16 protein-coding genes are annotated in these 16,431 nt (G+C 33.6%); 10 read left to right on the top strand and 6 right to left on the bottom strand.

Going from position 1 to position 16,431, the window contains the following annotated elements; genetic code table 11:
- A complete protein-coding gene (locus tag AOY20_RS11170) occupies positions 1-1,353 on the top strand; it encodes a TrkH family potassium uptake protein (protein ID WP_054581934.1) in 1,353 nt (450 codons plus the stop codon).
- A gap of 65 nt (positions 1,354-1,418) precedes the next feature.
- Here the strand turns inward: AOY20_RS11170 and AOY20_RS11165 are convergent, their stop codons facing one another.
- The 3 genes from AOY20_RS11165 to AOY20_RS11155 all read right to left on the bottom strand — a co-directional run bounded on the left by AOY20_RS11165 (position 1,419) and on the right by AOY20_RS11155 (position 6,044).
- Positions 1,419-2,516: a phospholipase A gene (locus tag AOY20_RS11165; RefSeq protein WP_054581933.1), complete on the bottom strand. Its 1,098-nt coding sequence runs from the start codon at positions 2,514-2,516 to the stop codon at positions 1,419-1,421.
- A gap of 22 nt (positions 2,517-2,538) precedes the next feature.
- Entirely contained in the window at positions 2,539-5,478 is a 2,940-nt protein-coding gene (locus tag AOY20_RS11160) for an insulinase family protein (protein WP_054581932.1), read from the bottom strand.
- A 116-nt stretch (positions 5,479-5,594) separates the two neighbouring features.
- A complete protein-coding gene (locus AOY20_RS11155; protein ID WP_054581931.1) occupies positions 5,595-6,044 on the bottom strand; it encodes a GNAT family N-acetyltransferase in 450 nt (149 codons plus the stop codon).
- Between the two features lie 145 nt (positions 6,045-6,189).
- On the opposite strand from AOY20_RS11155, the gene AOY20_RS11150 reads away from it, so the two are divergent.
- The 9 genes from AOY20_RS11150 (at position 6,190) to AOY20_RS11115 (ending at position 13,515) form a co-directional block, all read left to right on the top strand.
- A complete protein-coding gene (locus AOY20_RS11150) occupies positions 6,190-7,194 on the top strand; it encodes an adenosine kinase (RefSeq protein ID WP_054581930.1) in 1,005 nt (334 codons plus the stop codon).
- Positions 7,194-7,517 (top strand): Rieske (2Fe-2S) protein, encoded by a 324-nt coding sequence (locus AOY20_RS11145; protein ID WP_054581929.1) that lies wholly within the window; start codon positions 7,194-7,196, stop codon positions 7,515-7,517. The genes AOY20_RS11150 and AOY20_RS11145 overlap by 1 nt, the downstream gene beginning before the upstream one ends.
- A 24-nt stretch (positions 7,518-7,541) precedes the next feature.
- Complete coding sequence (locus AOY20_RS11140) at positions 7,542-8,147, top strand: OB-fold-containig protein (protein WP_054581928.1); 606 nt, start codon at positions 7,542-7,544, stop codon at positions 8,145-8,147.
- A gap of 691 nt (positions 8,148-8,838) precedes the next feature.
- Positions 8,839-9,030, top strand: coding sequence for a cytochrome oxidase putative small subunit CydP (gene cydP / locus AOY20_RS11135; RefSeq protein ID WP_054581927.1), 192 nt, complete (start codon positions 8,839-8,841; stop codon positions 9,028-9,030).
- Entirely contained in the window at positions 9,030-10,616 is a 1,587-nt protein-coding gene (locus tag AOY20_RS11130) for a cytochrome ubiquinol oxidase subunit I (protein WP_054581926.1), read from the top strand. The genes cydP and AOY20_RS11130 overlap by 1 nt, the downstream gene beginning before the upstream one ends.
- Entirely contained in the window at positions 10,613-11,758 is a 1,146-nt protein-coding gene (gene cydB / locus AOY20_RS11125) for a cytochrome d ubiquinol oxidase subunit II (RefSeq protein ID WP_054581925.1), read from the top strand. Before AOY20_RS11130 ends, cydB begins: the two co-directional genes overlap by 4 nt.
- Positions 11,759-11,781: 23 nt before the next feature.
- Positions 11,782-11,883: a cytochrome bd-I oxidase subunit CydX gene (cydX, locus tag AOY20_RS14550; RefSeq protein ID WP_081403391.1), complete on the top strand. Its 102-nt coding sequence runs from the start codon at positions 11,782-11,784 to the stop codon at positions 11,881-11,883.
- 4 nt (positions 11,884-11,887) lie between these two features.
- The gene (locus AOY20_RS11120) at positions 11,888-12,190 is read left to right on the top strand and encodes a cyd operon YbgE family protein (protein ID WP_054581924.1); all 303 of its coding nucleotides are present in this window, start codon (positions 11,888-11,890) and stop codon (positions 12,188-12,190) included.
- Positions 12,191-12,936: 746 nt separating this feature from the next.
- On the top strand, positions 12,937-13,515 hold the full coding sequence (locus tag AOY20_RS11115; RefSeq protein WP_054581923.1) for an Ail/Lom family outer membrane beta-barrel protein: 579 nt from the start codon (positions 12,937-12,939) through the stop codon (positions 13,513-13,515).
- Between the two features lie 72 nt (positions 13,516-13,587).
- Here the strand turns inward: AOY20_RS11115 and aroC are convergent, their stop codons facing one another.
- The 3 genes from aroC to AOY20_RS11100 form a co-directional block, all read right to left on the bottom strand.
- Positions 13,588-14,673, bottom strand: a complete 1,086-nt coding sequence (aroC, locus tag AOY20_RS11110; RefSeq protein ID WP_054581922.1) for a chorismate synthase — start codon at positions 14,671-14,673, stop codon at positions 13,588-13,590.
- Between the two features lie 14 nt (positions 14,674-14,687).
- Positions 14,688-15,698, bottom strand: coding sequence for a 50S ribosomal protein L3 N(5)-glutamine methyltransferase (prmB, locus tag AOY20_RS11105; protein ID WP_054581921.1), 1,011 nt, complete (start codon positions 15,696-15,698; stop codon positions 14,688-14,690).
- 330 nt (positions 15,699-16,028) lie between these two features.
- The gene (locus tag AOY20_RS11100; protein ID WP_054581920.1) at positions 16,029-16,397 is read right to left on the bottom strand and encodes an immunity protein Imm33 domain-containing protein; all 369 of its coding nucleotides are present in this window, start codon (positions 16,395-16,397) and stop codon (positions 16,029-16,031) included.
- Between the last annotated feature and the right edge of the window lie 34 nt (positions 16,398-16,431).

The raw sequence follows: 16,431 nt of genomic DNA, 5'->3' as shown, positions 1-16,431 counted from the left end.
ATGAAAGCTAAGCATAATTTTTATCAGAATAATGAATCTCGGATTGTTAATTTAAGCCCACCTAGCTTATTAGCACTTGGTTTTTTATGCTTTATTGTTATTGGCACCCTATTACTTAAACTTCCTTTTGCTCATCGCGGTGATTTAAGCTGGATGCATGCTCTTTTCACTTCCACTTCAGCAGTGACAATCACAGGACTATCGGTTGTCCATGTTGGTGAAACATATACTGTTTTTGGTAAAGTCATCATTATGCTTTTATTGCAATGTGGTGGTTTAGGCTTCATGACATTTGCCATTTTAGCCGCACTGAGTTTGTCTAATAAAATGGGACTAAAACAGCAAGTAATGGCACAAGAAGTCATTGGTCAAACAAGCTTAAATCGTGTATCTTTTACCATTAAAGGTGTATTACTTTATTCTTTATTTTTTGAAGCAATTGGAACAACAATTTTAACAATCGCATGGATGGAAGATTATAACTTTCTTCAAGCTTTCTTTTATGCTGCTTTTTATAGTGTTTCAGCTTTTAATAATGGTGGATTTTCACTATTTCCTAATAGTTTGATGAGCTTTTCAGGTCAGTATTTTATTACCTTCACTATTAGTATGCTTTATATCATTGGAGGGATTGGTTTTATTATCCTTATGGATATTAAACGAGCAAAACGATGGTCGACTTTAACACCAAACAGTAAATTGATTTTAACAACGATTGCAGGGATTAATTTAATCTCATTTATCATTATTTGGGCACTTGAAGCATCTAACCCATATACACTTGCACCAATGTCAATAGGTGATCAAGCACTCAATGCTTGGTTCCAAGCAACTGTTCCTCGCTCATCTGGGTTTAATAGCCTTAATTTATCTGATATGACAGAAGCTTCCTCTTTAGTGACTATGCTACTTATGTTTATTGGTGGCGGATCTTTAAGTACTGCAGGTGGTATTAAAGTCGGAACATTTATTATTGTTGTATTAAGTGTGATTACCTTTTTACGACGTAGCCCTGAATTAAGAATCTTTAATCATGCAGTCCCACGCCACACAACCTTTAAAGCCCTAGCTGTGATTTTTATTACGGTCAGTCTGATTTTCTTAGGTCTATTAAGTTTACTTATTTTAGAACCAAAGCAAAGTTTCTTAGATCTACTTTTTGAAGTTGTTTCAGCAGCATGTACGGTTGGTCTATCACGAGGAATTACCGAAAGTTTAAGTGACTCAAGTTTATGTATACTAATGCTACTCATGTTTGCAGGTCGATTAGGTCCCCTCACATTGGCTTATTTAATTGCAACACCTAAAAAATCTCGTATCCAACATCCACAAACAGAAATTCAAGTGGGTTAAGTGCTTAATAAATAAAAAGCCATTCATTTGAATGGCTTTTTATTTGAAATCAACATCAATAGGCATTAATACCAATTAATTAATGATACGCCTAAACCAAAGTAAGTTGCACGATGGTTATAATCTATAAGGCTCTCGCCATAACCGTCAAAAATTTGCACATGACCTCTTAGGCGGCCTGAAATTGGAAATGCCCAGTCGAATTGTGCTGCACCATGCGCATCACTACCCGTTTTTAGATTATGACGCAACATTAATGAAAATTCTTGATCTCGCCATTTATAAAATGCAGTGATATCACCACGTCCCATATAATCGATAATATCTGGATTATCATCATCTCTATTTTTTTCAGGAATTCTGAACCATGGACGAACCATTAAAACAAAATTATCTTGTTCAAATCCTAAATTGAAGATCACACGATTCCAACTACGAGAATACGGATCTGCACTACCATTAGACTGATGATTAAAACCAACCCCAAGCAAACGACCATTTAAGCCTAGAATATTATAATTTGTTCTAAACATTAAACTTGCTTCAGGTTCATAATTAGTTGCTCTGAATGGTCTAGAATCCTCAGAATTATAAACTTGCCAATGGGATGACTGTGTATATCCCAACCACAAGTCACCATTATCGCCAAAAATATTTTCCAATGCTTTAGTTTTCATAGAAATCTGAAACTTAGATTCCATTGAATTTAAATCATTTTTCTCATCAATTGAAACTGTGTTTCTAGGATTTGGACTTGAAGGCAATTCATTTTTCTTCGTTGTCCAAAATACAGGTAAAACATAAACAGGTTGATATGGACTAATATGCCATACTCCTTTTTTTGTCTCTTCTGTTAATTCCCAACGTTGATCAAGTAAAGAGGTTGTTGATGGTTTTGGCACCATAACGTCCGATTTAACTTGCATAGCAGGCTCTTGCTGAGTATTTGACTGTGATTGAGCAAAAACCTCTAAACTTTCAACAGCTGTGTTATTCGATTTAAATACTTTGTCATAACACACCAAACGTTCAGCATTTGACACAACTTCAGCACAAGCCTCAGCATTTTGCACAGCGACATTTTCTTGTGCCTGTGCAATTGAACAATACAGAACCGTGGCACACAACAAAGGTATTGTGTGCTTATAAGATTTGAACATCAAAATTATTTCCAGGAAAACTGAATTACTTGACTTGCTTAATATCAAAGCCTAAATTCAATAACTCTTCACGTTTAGCTATAGGTGCAACGACTGCTTTTACAGGCACTTGTGTGCGTAAATATTGATCTGCCACACGTTTCAAGTCACCTAAATTAACAGCCAATAAACGTTCACGCAACAAGTTTCTAAAAGCTGGTGTACGTGCATGTAAATATGCATAACATGCTGTAATTGCTTCACCTGCTGGAGAACCTGGCTTATCCATACTTGCAATCAGACCTAAAATAGCTTCTTCAAGTTGGTGTGGTTGTTGTTCAACATTAAACAACCATTCAACACTCGCTTCAAAATCATTAAATGTTTCAGCTAATCGTGGATCACGGTAACTATAGAAGCGGAATGAACATGCATTACCATCGTAACTTGCACCACCACCATAAGCTCCACCTTTTTCACGAATGGCACTATGTAAGAAACCATTTCTTAAGTATGCGGCTAAAACCATTAACGGTGCAGCATCAGGATGAGAAACTTCCACAGCTTGATATGCAGATGAACAGAATTGAACATTGGCTTGAATTAGCCATGCTTCATCTAAATCTGTATCAGCAACTTCAACCTTAGTTAATTCTTGAGTCACCTCAGGAATAGCAAGTTTGTCCCAAACTTCTTGAACTTCTTCAACTAAACGATCAGATTGCTGTTCTTCACAAACTAATAAGAATTGTTTTGGTGCTTGCAACAATAATGCATGAATCGTTTTTAACTCATTAATTAACGCATCATATGCAGCATCATCTTTTTCAATTTGAGTAACTAAATCGCTTAACCAGTTTAAAGCACCTAAACCTGTATTATGATAGTCACGTAATGCTAATGCACTATGATTACGTCCAGCAATTTGCATTGCATAGCTATGACCAGAGCCAGAAATACGTGAAGCCCAACGTGTTTTACGTTGTTGTAATAATTCAACAATACGATCTTTTTCATCAAATCTTAATTGCTCAAAAGCAATTTTTAATAAACGAATTGCTTCAAAGTTATTGACTAAAGATTTGGTTGTTAATGTTAACCAAGCACTAATTTGATTTTTATCATCAACTTTTGAACGTAAAGATGCTCCCATACCTAAACCACCACTAACAGCTGTTTGCAACTGTTGAAGTTCTAAGTAGTTATATTCACCTGCACCAACTTCACCCATCAAAATAGAAAGTAAATTGAAATATGGTGATTGTACGATTTCATTTGGAATTTTAATCAACACTTGTTGATAATAAATACCATTAGTACCTGCATGATATAAATTTAATGGCGTATCAATTCGATTAGAAATGATCTCACGTAATTGACCTTGCACAATTTGCATTGCTGGTGGTACGTCTTGTAAACCCACTTTTGGCAATAAATCTAAGTCATCTGGTGTATCTTGACGAACTTTTAATGCTTCTGTTTGAGCAATAATTTCAGCTTTATCTTCTTCAGTCAGATTTTTACCAATTTCAGCTAAACGTGCTTTTTCAGCTTCAGCTTCTTTAGCAGATTTTGTTGCATCAGGAACTAAAGTCATTTGCACACGATGTGGATTATCTAATAAATAAGTTTTTATTAAATTAGATAACCACATTGGATCCTTTAATTCTTCTTTAACTTGTTCAATTGCAGTATCAACATCCCACACATGAACAGGATCTGAATGATGAATTGCACTGCTTAAGCCATTTAAAATCAAACTTAAACCATATGGTGTACCATCACCATTAATTTCACGTTGATGTAATTCTATTTGATGTAAAATTGCATCGACCATTGCAGAATCTACAGGCTGAGATGCAACATCTGTTAGAACGTTAAATACACCTTCTTTAAATGCTTGGGCATGCTCAGGATTAGAACCTTGTACGCCACAATAGAATGTCATTTCAAAATTAGAATCATCCAAGCCCATAATTGGACCTGTAGATTGTGCATAACCGCATGTTTCTAAATAATGGCGTAATGGTGATGCTGAATCTTCTAGTAAAATACCTTCAACCAAACGCAAACCTAAACGTAATTTAATATTGCTTGCTTCAGGCAATAGCCAAGAAATAATATGATACGTCTTATCTTTTAAATCTTCAGCATCTACCGCATAGGTTTCGGTCACTTCTACAGGAGCAGTTAAACGACGCTCTGGTTTTGAATAAAGTGTTTCACCTTTTTGGAATTTATTTAGAGCTAACGTTTCAAATTGCTCTTGTAAATCATATGCAGGTTCATTACCAAAAGTCATAAATACTGCATTACTTGGATGATAATGCGACTTATAGAAATTAACTAACTCTTCGTAAGTTAAGTCAGGAATATCTTTAGGATCGCCACCCGAATTATAATGATAGGTTGTTTCTGGGAATAAATGACGCGCCAACTGATGATAAAGTTGATCTGAAGGTGAACTCATTGCACCTTTCATTTCATTAAATACCACACCTTTATATACAGGCTCTCCATTTTCTAATTCAATTCGAATTCCTTCTTGATAAAAATCAAGTGGATTTAAATTTGCTGCAAATGCCGCATCTAAATAAACAGACAATAAGTTTTGAAAATCTTTTTTGTTTTGAGTTGCAAATGGATAAGCTGTCCAATCTGCTGAAGTGAACGCATTCATAAAAGTATTTAATGAACGACGAATCATCAAGAAAAATGGATCACGTACAGGAAATTTTTCAGAACCACACAATGCAGTATGCTCTAAAATATGAGCTTCACCTTTTGAATCCATCGGTTGTGTACGAAAAGCGACTAAAAATACATTTTCATCATGATTTGTAGCCAAATGATAATGTACTGCGCCTGTCACTTTATGTTGATATTCCGAGACTAAAATATCTAAGGCTTCTACATGGTGTTGACGTACCAACTGAAACGCAGGATGAACAGTTTGAGTAATGCTTTCAGTGACATCTACAGTCATGCTATCTCCAAATATACAAATAAAAAACTAAAGCCATTATAGCTTTAGTTCTTATCAGAATTCACGTGTTAATCCCGAGTAAATCAATAAAATCCTCATTTATATAAATGAAAATTTTAAATTAGATATTTGAAATAGTTATAATTTGGATGATTCCCAACAAAAACATAATTCATTTTCTGATAAAAATTCGCCGCTGGATGTGTATCTGTATGCAAACATAAAGCTGAGAAGTCCTGAATTGCCTTTTTTTCCAAATATTGTAATAACTGTTTACCTACACCATGCTTACTATATTCTGGCAATACATAAAAGCGTCTTACACGACCAATTCTAGGCTCTACATCATTTTCATTCCACTGCTGGTTTAAGCCACCGCATGCAATTAACTTATCTCCATCATGAGCGGTAAGTAAAAATTCCCCAGGGCGATCAAATCGATTCTTCCCACTTTTAAATTCTTCTATCATCCGTGAAACAAGTACAAAGCCTTCTTTATTTGCTTCATTTTCAAGCTCTACAATTGACTCAGGTAATGTGATTACTTCTTTAATTTCTATATTCATTGACAGTTCCTAATCCACATCCGCCATTTATCCTTAGTATTTCTGAATAAGCGATTCAAAAATGTTGAATTATATTCATGAAACTACTGCTAAGCTGAGCATTCGTGTAAACTTAACATCTTATTTTTAATGTGATTCAAAAAACATGGCTACAGTTGATCTTTTTGCAATTGGTAATGCATTAATTGACCAAGAATTCAAAGTTTCAGATGACTTCTTAACTCAACAAAACCTGCAAAAAGGCACTATGCAGCTTTCAGATGGTGAAACACAAGCAAATTTATACAACAACTTACTCAAAACTCAAAATTATAAAGGTCAGACCTCTGGTGGTTCAGCTGCAAATACAACAGTTGCATTTAGTGCTTTAGGTGGATCTGCATTTTATGGCTGTCGTGTAGGAAATGATGATCTTGGAGAAATTTATCTTAAAGGTCTAAATGATGCAGGTATTGAAACTTCTCAACAATCTATTAGTGAAGGTGTAACAGGTACATGTATGGTTCTTGTGAGCGATGACTCTGAACGTACAATGCATACCTATTTGGGGATTACTGCTGAATTAAGTGATCAAGAAATTAACTTTGAACCTTTAAAAACAGCTCAGTGGTTATATATTGAAGGTTATTTATCAACAAGTGAAACAGCTCGTATTGCTGTAAAACAAGCTCGTGAAATTGCTAAAGAAAATCAAGTTAAAATTGCTTTAACTTTGTCAGATCCTGCAATGGTTCAATATGCACGTGAAGGCTTAAATGAGCTAATTGATGATGGTGTTGATCTATTATTTTGTAATCAGCAAGAAGCATTAATGTATACAGAAACTGATCATTTAGATGATGCTTTAACTAAGTTGAAATTACTAAGTAAATACATTGTCATTACATTGAGTGAAAAAGGTGCTTTAATTGCAACTAAAAATAACACTTTTACTGTTCCAGGTCGTCAAGTAAATGCAGTTGATACAAATGGTGCTGGAGATGCATTTGCAGGTGCATTTTTATATGCCTTAAACTCAGGAATGAGTTTTACACAAGCCGCTGAACTAGCTGTTCTCATTTCAAGTGAAGTCGTTTCTAAATTTGGTGCTCGTCTAGATATACCTGAATATGTAGAATTATTTCAACGCTATCAGCAGGAATCAATTTAATGTTTAAGATTTGTGATACCACTGATGTTCCTGAGCGTGAAGCACGCTCATTTGAAACACCAGATGGAGATACCATTTTCATCACTCAACGTGATGGACGTTTTTTTGCATACCAAAATTTATGTCCACACTTACAAGTTGAACTTGAATTTCTAGAAAATCAATTCTTAGATCGAGATCAAGAATATATCGAATGTTCTACTCATGGTGCTTTATTCTTTGTTGAAACAGGCGAATGTTTTTCTGGACCTTGTCAGGGGCAATCACTTGAAAAAGTGGATATAGAAGTGCATTCTGATGGCGGTATTTACCTTATAGATTAAATTTTAAATTCAAAGGTTTCCCCTATGCAGCAATTCCTTCTTGATTCGAACTTAATTCCTTTTCACGTAAGTTTAATCATTCTTATTTTGCTTAGCGTAGTGGAAACCATTGGCTACTATTTCAATATTAAACCTAGCTCCTTTTTTAAATCATTTTTTCCACATTATTTGACAAGCTCTCCGCTGATTAATGTCAAATTTTCAAAACTACTCATTATTATCTTTTTATTATTAAATTTTAGCGTCGCTGGTTATGTCATTGAATTTATAATTTTTGCAAAATTTCATACATTTGTTCCTGCATATTACATTTTCATTCCGGTTCTTATCATTGCTGTATTTTTTACAGTTTTTATGATTCACTGCCTTGATCAAGTTATTAAACCTAAAGTTAAGCGGAAAAATTTTGTTCTTATTGGTCGCTTAGCGACAATTTCTAGTGGTAATGCTCGCCCTGGTTCTTCCGCCCAAGCTCGAGTAAGAGATGAATTTGGTCAGTTGCATTATATACAAGTTGAGCCAGAATTTGGTGAGCTAGAACTACACTCACAGATTATTTTAATCAAACAGCAAAAATCACATTATATTGCGAAAAGAATTTCAAAATCGAATCATCTTTTCCAAGATTAAAAATTAATAAAAACATATAATAAGAACGATTCTTATATAATATATTTATTTTAAACAGAAAAATAAAATTAACATTACAATTCAATACTTTATGTTAAATTTATTTAAAAATATATTTTTGTATGATTTTTATATCTATAAAAAAAATTAATACTCCTAATTTTTTATCTTTTATTTTTTATTCATATTTTTTAAAAAAAATATTTTAAAGAAAATCTAAAGAAAATAAAACTATCATTTTATAGATTTTTCCTCACCACTTTGTTGTGTAATATTACGTAATTTAAATTTTTTATTTAGCTACAAATTAGTCATTTTTATTTACAAAAACCTCCTATTAAGTTTTTATTAAATTGAATTAATAAAAACTAAATGAGACTCAATATCAAAATAATACTATATAAAAAAATGTGAACCTTAAATATTATTTAATATTCTTTTAATTATTATTAATAGTTAATTTCAACTTAAATATAAAAAGGGAAATTATTTTAGTACACATTATAAAAATTCACCACCAAGCATTTTAGTCAACATTTGAAATTTGATTACTTTATTATCAATTTTAACCATAACCCACTGATATATATAATTTAAAATTTATTTTACCATTTAAACCATAGCATCTATTTCTTTTTTTTTCTAAATTATCAATAATATAAATCATATTTTTAAAATATGGCTTAAGCGTATGAGCTCAAAACGAACGGATTTTAACAAGCGAATTACCCGTGAAATAATAGCTATTTTAATTATCAAAGTTATTATTTTACTTGTCATAAAAAATATTTGGTTTACCGAACCAACGATTCCTAAAAATTTTGATAATCAAGTTGCCGAGCGTATTGCTGGTGACAATTCCATAAACAAGGAGACACGTTGATGATTTCTGAAAGCGTGGTCGATTTATCGCGGTTCCAGTTTGCAATGACTGCGATGTATCACTTTATTTTTGTTCCACTCACTTTAGGTCTTGCTTTTATACTTGCCATTATGGAAACCACATATGTGATTTCTGGTAAAGAAATTTATAAAGACATGACCAAATTCTGGGGAAAACTATTTGGTATTAACTTTGCTCTAGGGGTAACTACAGGTTTAACCATGGAGTTTCAGTTTGGTACTAACTGGGCATATTATTCACATTATGTAGGTGATATTTTTGGAGCACCTTTAGCCATTGAAGGTCTGATGGCCTTTTTCTTAGAATCAACTTTTATTGGTTTATTCTTCTTTGGTTGGGATCGCTTATCTAAAGTTCAACATTTATGTGTGACATGGCTCGTAGCTATTGGCTCGAATATGTCAGCTCTATGGATCTTGATTGCAAATGGCTGGATGAATAACCCTGTCGGTTCTGTATTTAACTATGAAACTATGCGTATGGAGTTGGTTGACTTTGGTCAATTACTTTTCAACCCCGTTGCTCAAGTTAAATTTGTACATACTGTTTCGGCAGGTTATGTAACAGGTGCAATTTTTGTTCTCGCTATTTCAAGTTTCTATTTATTGAAAAAACGTGATTTACCATTTGCTCGCCGCTCTTTCGCAATTGCTGCTATTTTTGGTCTAGCTTCTACATGCTCTGTAATTCTTTTGGGTGATGAATCTGGGTATGAAGTAGGTGATGTACAAAAATCCAAACTTGCTGCAATTGAAGCTGAGTGGGATACTCAACCACCTCCTGCATCTATTACGCTCATTGGTTTCCCTGATAGCGATACCATGACAACCAATTATGCAATTAAAATTCCTTATGTATTAGGTATTATTGCTACTCGATCAACAGATACCCCAATTTTAGGTGTAAAAGATCTGATCACACTTCATGAACAACGTATCCGTAATGGTATGATTGCTTATGATCACTTAGAAAAACTACGTGCAGGCGATCAGTCTCCTGAACTTAAAGCAGCATTTTCTGAGTCTCAAAAAGATTTAGGTTATGGCTTGCTTCTGAAGAAATACACAACAAATGTTGTAGATGCAAATGAAGAGCAAATTAAGGCTGCTGCAAAAGACAGTATTCCTGATGTTCCAACATTATTCTACGCATTCCGTATCATGGTGTTCTCTGGCTTTTTAATGCTTCTTCTATTCGTTTTAGCTGCTTATGCTGTTGCTAAACGTAATGCAGAAAATAAACCGTGGTTATTAAAGTTTGCTCTATTCTCTTTGCCACTTCCATGGCTTGCTGCTCAAACAGGTTGGTATGTTGCTGAAGTAGGTCGTCAACCTTGGACTATTGGTGAAGTATTACCAACATATCTTTCTGCTTCTAGTTTAAGTGAAGCTGATGTTATTGGTTCTATCACTGCATTAGCATTGTTCTATACCGTTTTACTTGTCATTGAATTGTATTTAATGATCAAATTCTCACGCCTTGGACCAAGTTCTCTTCATACTGGGAAATACCACTTCGAGAAACTTGAAGCTGCTAAAAAGGTAAATGAGGAGTCTCAATCATGATCGAATATGAAATTCTCAAAATAATTTGGTGGGTATTGGTTGGTGTTCTCCTTATAGGTTTTGCATTAACTGATGGTTTCGACATGGGCTCTATGGCACTTATGCCTTTTGTTGGTAAAACAGATGAAGAGCGCCGTGCGGCAATCAATACCATTGCACCTCACTGGGATGGTAACCAAGTTTGGTTTATCACAGCTGGTGGTGCCCTATTTGCTGCATGGCCTTTAGTTTATGCAACAGCATTCTCTGGAATGTATTGGGCCTTATTATTAGTCCTATTCGCCTTGTTTTTACGACCTGTTGGATTTGATTACCGATCTAAACTTGAAAATACAAAATGGCGTAATTCATGGGATTGTGGTCTTGCTATTGGTGGTGCAGTACCAGCATTAGTATTTGGCGTTGCTTTCGGCAATATGTTCTTAGGTGTTCCATTTCACCTAGACTCAACATTGCGTTCTTTCTATGAAGGTAGTTTCTTTGCGCTACTTAATCCATTTGCCTTAATTTGCGGTATTGTCAGTTTATCTATGCTATGTGCTCATGGTGGTGCATGGTTAATGTTAAGAACTGATGGTGAATTAAAAAAACGGGCATCGAAAGCTGCTCAACTGATGGGTGTTGTATATTTAATTTGCTTCTTAGCTGCTGGTGCATGGTTATACTTTGGTGGAATTCAAGGTTATACCTTGCAACAGCCATTCGATATTAACGGTATCGCAAATCCACTGGCAAAAGAAGTGATTACAAATGCCAATCCAGGTTGGATGAATAACTATACCCTTTACCCAATTACAATCGCTGCTCCTGTTGTTGCAATATTAGGTTCACTTATTGTGATTGCTTCAGCTAGTAAAGTAAAAGCAGGACTTACATTCTTAGGTTCATCTTTAGCAATTGTAGGTACAATTTTAACGGCTGGATTCTCATTATTCCCATTCCTTATGCCTTCAAGTATTGATCCTGTATCGAGCTTAACAATGTGGGATGCTGTTTCTAGCCAGAATACTTTGACAGTAATGACAGTTGCTGCGTGTATTTTTGTTCCAATCATATTGGCATACACATTTTGGTGTTACTACAAAATGTGGGGTGTTATTACCAATAAACATATTGAAGAAAATTCACATAGCCTTTACTAAGGTATTGTTGGGGAGAATAAATTATGTGGTATTTTACATGGATTCTCGGTGTATTAATGGCGTGCTTTGCTGGTGTTCTAAGCGCACTATACATTGAAAATCATCAAGATCTTGATGAGGAATAAGGAAATGACTGACATCACAATAAATTCAAATTCAGAAGAAAAAAAGCCAAATAAATATGGAATGTTTATTTCATGTTTACTTGCCTTTCCTTTAGCAGCTGTTTTACTGGTTCATCCATCTGCAATGTTAAATTCAAATGGAGAATATAGTCATAGTGCCATGATGCTTATCATGATTGGTATCTCTGGTGGATTTATTCATGGTGTCGGCTTTCAACCAAGATTTTGGCTCTGGAAATGGCTATTTAGTCCGTGGATTGCATGGCCTTTAATGATCTGGGGATACTATACTTGGTTTATTGCTTAACTTAATAAATAAAAAAGAGCACTTTATTAAAGTGCTCTTTTTTTATAAAAATAAAAAAATGCAAAATAAGATACAAAATATTTAAAATATGATAAATTATTTTAATTCACTTAAAAAACCAATTTAAACCTAAAAACCCACTACAAAAAGCAACAATCACATTAATCAAAACTTAAAACATAAATACCATTTCATTAAAATAAAAATAAAAATAAAATCATAAAAAACCATTAATCTTATACAAACAAATCAACCACAATACAATATTTTCTTGATCAAACTAAAATAAATTAGGTATCTTGATCTATTAATCTTACAGAAAAAGTTAATAAATTAATTAGGTTATATGGAGCACAAAATATTGCAAAAAAATAAAATAATCAAATAAATATCAATAATTTATAATAACAACCACTATTCATTAATCTAAACAAAATAGTCAAAGATAGATTGTTTTTTGATTTATAAAAGAAATATAATACATCATCAGTATATTCAAAATAAAAACATTAATAATTAAATCTATTTTATATTTATCCCAAAAAAATCACTTAATAAAAATCATAAAAGATAAAATATTATTATTACACAAATTAATAATACTCACAATTCATTAATAATAAACACTAAAACAAACCTATTAAAATAAATTCAACATACCAATAAAATTTATAAATATAGAATCCCACAAAATTTATAGTTTAAATAAATTTAAAACACCACAACTCAATTAATGAAAGAATATTATGAAAAATTTAATTATTATCGCCCTTGCTTCTTGTATTTCATCAACAGTATTTGCAAGTAATTCAGTTTCTTTAGGATATTCACAAGGCAAATTTGCTAAAGCAGATACGTTAAAAGGATTTAATCTTAAATATTCTCATGAATTTGATAATCAATGGGGGCTCATAACTTCTGCAACCTATATGAAAGCAGAAACACAAAATGCTCAGTTTACTACTCATGGCACTGTTTTAGGTAGTTTAAAAGTCAATTCTGAATATAAACATCAATATTCTTCTCTATTGATTGGTCCAACTTATAGAGTTAATGAGTATATTAATTTATACGGTACACTTGGATTAGGTATTCATAATGCTAAAGCTAAAGCTACAGTCTCTACCTTAAACCAATATAATAGAGCATCATCAACTGCTACAAAAACAAAAAGGACTAATGCATTAGCTTATGGTGCTGGAGCACAAATAAATGTAACTCCTAGCTTTTTAATTGATGTTGGATATGAAGGAACAAATATTGAATATGGCAATAAAAAACAAAAATTAAATTCCTTTGTAGTTGGAGTTGGTTATAAATTCTAAATCTTATGATTAAGTATTTATAGTACATAAAAAACCAGACACTTGTCTGGTTTTTTATTAAGCTCAATAAAATTAAATAGGTGAAAATGGAGCGACTACATCAGCATTTTGTGCACGTTGACGCATAAAATGATCCATTAACACAATTGCAAGCATAGCTTCAGCAATTGGTGTTGCTCTCACTCCAACACAAGGATCATGACGACCTTTGGTTAATACATCTGTATCTTCACGTTGAAGATTAATCGTTTTACCAGGCGTTGTAATAGAAGCTGTTGGTTTCAACGCAATCGCAACACGAATGTCTTGACCACTTGAAATACCTCCTAAAATACCACCTGCATGATTCGCTAAAAAACCATCTGTTGTTAATTCATCACGTGTTTCATGTCCAAATTGCTCTGCGACAGCAAAACCATCACCAATTTCAACGCCTTTGACGGCATTGATCGACATCATCGCATGAGCAATATCAGCATCTAAACGATCAAATACTGGTTCACCCCATCCTACAGGTACTTTTTCAGCAATAATTTCAAGTTTCGCACCACAGCTTGTTCCTTGCTCACGTAAAGAGGTAACTAAAGCTTCAAAACGCGGAACTGCATCAACATCACCACAGAAAAATGGATTGTTTGGAACTTCATTCCAATCCAATTTCTCTGCTTTTTCTGTACCAATTTGAGTCACATGACCACGAATAACTATGCCAAATTTTTCAAACAGATATTTTTTCGCAATTGCACCCGCAGCTACACGCATTGCAGTTTCACGAGCACTTGAGCGACCACCACCACGATAATCACGGAAACCATACTTTTGAGTATAAGTATAGTCAGCATGACCAGGTCTAAAAGTTTGCGCAATATTTCCATAATCTTTCGATTTTTGGTCTGTATTACGAATCAATAAACCAATTGAAGTTCCTGTTGTTTTACCCTCAAAAACACCAGAAATAATTTCAACTTCATCAGGTTCTTTACGCTGAGTTGCAAATTTAGATGTGCCTGGTTTACGGCGATCTAAATCTTTTTGTAAATCTGCTTCAGACAATTCAATTCCTGGTGGAACCCCATCAATAATGGCCATTAAACCAACACCATGAGATTCACCACAAGTCGTTACACGGAAGAGTTGCCCTATACTATTGCCTGCCATGTCCAACGACTCCTTTATGCTTGAACAGATTGAATGAATAAATCGCGGAATTTACGGCATTGTTCTGCTGTTAATGCAAAAATGCCTGTTCCACCTTTTTGGAATTGTAACCAGTAGAAATCTACCGTATGAAAGTTTTGACGCATTGCCCACTCTGAGTTTCCAACTTCAATAACAATTAAGCCATCTTCAGTTAAATAATCGGCAGCTTGTGCGAGCATTTTACGTACTAAATCTAAACCATCTTGCCCAGCAGCCAATGCCATTTCTGGTTCGTGATGGAATTCTTCAGGTAAATCTGCCATATCTTCTGCATCCACATAAGGTGGGTTCGATACGATTAAATCATATTGATTTTCTGCAGGAATTTTTTCAAATAGATCAGATTCAAGCAATGCAATTTGATATTGCTTGTTATGATGTTCACAATTAATTTGCGCAACTTCTAATGCTTCTTTAGATAAATCAGTTGCATCAACTTCAGCATCTGGAAATGCATAAGCTAAAGCAATAGCAATACAGCCAGAACCTGTGCACATATCTAAAATACGCTGTGGTGTTTTAGGTGCGGGATTTTCAGGTAAATTATTAACTGCCGCGCCCTTTTCACCATTTTCACCTAAGCAATATGGCGCAAAACGATTTTCAATTAATTCAGCAATTGGTGAGCGCGGAATAAGAACACGTTCATCAACATAAAAAGGTTTACCAAAGAAATATGCTAAATTTAGCAAATATGAAGTTGGTACTTTTTCATTAATGCGACGTTCTAACAAGCTTAAAAATTCAGCTACTTCACTTGGTAATAATTTGGCATCTAAAATTTCAGAATCAGCATTCCAATCTAAAGATAAAGTCTGTAAAACTAATGCTGAACTTTCAGCAAAATAATCTTCAGTACCTTGACCTAAATGCGCATCGTATTGACGTAATGCCGAAACACCAAAACGAATAAAATCACGAATGGTTGTTAAATTTTCAGCAGCTTCCTGCAAATGTTCAGGACTAATAGTCGGTCGATCCACTTAAGGCTCTCCAAGGTCAAATTTTAAAACGCCTTATGATACCTTGTTTTGTTGAATATTTCGTAGGGATTTATGCGATTAAAGCAATTTTTTCTTATGAATTTATTTGTCGTATCATGAATAGTTATTATTATTGGATATATAACATATGTTTGAAGTTTAAATATCTATTTTAAGTAATTAAAATTTTATATATCACTTATCTTTTTTTATACATCCACTTTCAAAACCCTAAAGAAAATAAATAATCGATCTACTTTTTCATTTTGAAAAAATCGACAGCGATTTAAACCAAAATAATAAAGTAGATGATCATCTTTTTAATTCAATTTATTCTTCACCTTCTTTCCAAACATCTTCATAATCATCACCATCAATCATAAAGCGATAACCAATATCTAAAGCTAAATATGGAAGAACTTCTGGAATAATATCTTGAAGTTTTTTTACAGTCATTGTTTCAAAAAAGTCTTCACCCTCTTGTAATTCTCCACCATAAATATACCAACTTACGTTTTCTTCTGTTTCAACTGGTTTTCTAATACCTACAATTGGATCTTGATTTAATGTATGCACAGCAACTGCAACAACATCATCACCTTTAACTTCTATGTAAGCAGATCCAACTTCTTCACATAATAATTTTTGCTCTGCAATAAGTTCTTGTAACGGTGATAATTTTTGACCTTTTTGTGACATAAATAATGCTCAATTAAAATATTAGATGCATAAA

Origin of the sequence: Acinetobacter equi, from assembly GCF_001307195.1 — a bacterium.
GTDB classification, from domain to species: domain Bacteria; phylum Pseudomonadota; class Gammaproteobacteria; order Pseudomonadales; family Moraxellaceae; genus Acinetobacter; species Acinetobacter equi.
The sequence above is the reverse complement of the archived record's forward strand: the minus strand, read 5'-3'. Positions and strand labels throughout refer to the sequence as shown.